This is a genomic window from Succinimonas sp., from assembly GCF_045225735.1.
Classification (GTDB): domain Bacteria; phylum Pseudomonadota; class Gammaproteobacteria; order Enterobacterales; family Succinivibrionaceae; genus Succinimonas.
This window is the reverse complement of record NZ_JBGVBR010000125.1, coordinates 1-2,234: the sequence shown is the minus strand read 5'-3', so window position 1 is coordinate 2,234 and position 2,234 is coordinate 1. Positions and strand designations below refer to the sequence as shown.

At 54.7% G+C, this 2,234-nt stretch carries 2 protein-coding genes; both read right to left on the bottom strand.

The window, feature by feature from the left end; all coding sequences use genetic code 11:
• The coding region (locus tag ACJROR_RS04500) for an ankyrin repeat domain-containing protein (protein ID WP_406546052.1) at window positions 1-852 on the bottom strand (852 nt) is incomplete at its 3' end.
• Window positions 853-1,312: 460 nt separating this feature from the next.
• Window positions 1,313-2,234: hypothetical protein (locus ACJROR_RS04495; protein WP_406546051.1), on the bottom strand; the 922-nt coding region annotated here is incomplete at its 5' end.

The following is a 2,234-nucleotide window of genomic DNA, read 5'->3' as shown; positions in this document are numbered from 1 at the left end:
AAAGTCAAACAGGGATTTATCCATTCTGCAGCGGGTCATGAAATGAAGAGCGTTTTCCTTCCGGGCATTCAGGGCATTAACCCGGGCGCCGTGCTTTATCAGGGCTTCTATAAACTCCCTGTCAAAGCTGAGGCGGCCCTCTTCTGTCATGGCCTCCTGAAGTACCGTAAGGCCGGCAGCGGAAAGCTGATTGAAGTCGGCTCCGAGCTCCTGAAGCCGCGCCACGGTATTGGCTTCAAACTGAATCTCCCTCCGGGCAATCTTCACCAGAATGCTGTTTCCGTCCCCGCCCCGGGCATCAATGACCTCCCGGGGAATATTCCTTTCCAGAAGATTCCGGGCCGTTTCGGGATCCTCGTTAGCAAAGGCGGCCATAAGAAGAGTATCCCCCGCCGGATTTCTCCGGCCGAAATCAATGTTTCCCCGAAACAGGGGTGCGACATCCTGATAACGCCTCAGGGAAACTGCCGCCATCCGGGCCGAATAGCCGGTTTTGCCGGTGTAATCCGGATCCGCCCCCAGAGCCAGCAGCTTTTCAAGAAAATTCGGAGAACTGCTTCTTCTGACCAGGGCGGAGAACATGGTGTCCTGAGCGCAGTCATCATGGAGAGCTTTGCCCGCCTTGCCGCCCTTCTCAGCTGTCAGATATTTCAGGATCATTTCCTGCATCTCCTCGCTGTACAGGTCGCTCCCCACGCACACCGAATACCTGAAGTCCTCATAGGTGAACTTCTGTGCCTTCGGCTCCTCCGCCGCCGCAGGGATCGAGACTGCAAATAACAGCGCCAGAGAAAAAACAGCATGAATACTTAAAGAAACACCTGAAAAATACGGGGCGGAGGGAATTCTCATGGTTAAGAACCTCAGGGAAAGCCGGGGATTAAAGTCCGGATCCGGAAAGGCCGCTTCCGGGTTAAGACAGCCAAAGCAGATTACGAGGAATGTCGTATCAGGGGGAATCCCCGGGGCCGCCTTCCTGAAAACTGCTTTCGGCTTAATCGTAACAAAAAGCCCCGATCCAAAAAATCACGGAACGGCATAAACAGGATACAGGCCAAAAATCGGGAGCGGATTTAAGCTCATATTTGACCTTCGCCGCAGAAAAAAAACGCCCCCTCTCATTTTCATCCCTCCGGGGCCCATGTGAGGACGGCATATTAAAGAACAGTAAAGATAAGCCGCAGGTAAAAGACCGGATCCGCATTTCTTTCCGGGGACGGACTCATTGGCGGTCAGTCATCATACTGCGGCTCATTCCCCGGGAATGCGGTCAGTTTTTTCAGAAAGCTGCTTAGCAAACTCTCTCCCGGCATCAGATAGAGCTGTCCCGGGCCCGCTTCTCCATCTGCCGCTTTTTCTCCTTCTCCCCGGCTTCCTGGAGGATGCCCTCATAGTTGGCATTGCACTGCTTTACCTCATCCCGGGCCTGCTTTACGGCATTCTGATCCCGGGCGTCTTTGAGGGCCTTGTAATACCCGCACTTCCTAAGGCCGTTTTCATCAGTGGGCATGGTGAAGTGCCAGCAGCTCCACCCGCTGGCAAAGCAGGCGCCCCGTTGATTCCGGCCGCAGACTCCGGCCGGAGCCATGCCCGTGGCCCCCGGATTAAACGAGATGCCCACAGAGCCGCTGGCTCCGCCGTGAGTCACCCGGCCGTAATTGCAGAGACACCCCAGAACCCCGTCATTGTCCACTGCCGTCATGACATTGACGATTTCAGCCTCCCGGCGGTACTGTTTGAGCTCTTCTCCCACAATGATCTCATTATCGTAGTAGAGAGCATCCCAGCCGCAGTCGCAGGCATAATTGGCCACCATGTTGAGATAGCGGGATTTGCTTTCCATAAGCACGCACAGCATATCCTTGGCTTCCTTCTTGAGATTCTTCTGCGAGCACTTGCGGCCGCCCTGATTCCACTTGAGAAGTTCCCTTTCGATTTCCTTTTTGGTGCGGTAATAGGCCTTGAAGCCCTCTACTTCCCGGGGACAGCCCTTGTTCCAGAGACTGGAAAACTTGTCTCCCAGATAGTTGTTGGTTCTGGTGCCCCAGCCCAGCTTGGCGTTCGCCTCCCGCTCCTGACCGCGGAACCACCAGTTAAAGTCCCTTTGACAGCTGGAATTCCAGTCGCTTTTAAGATTCCGGTACTCATCCTTCATGGCCCGGGCCTCCTGAGCAAACTGGGAATTATTGTTTTCCGCCCTTTCCCATTCGGTGAACTGAGCCTCCAGAAAATCG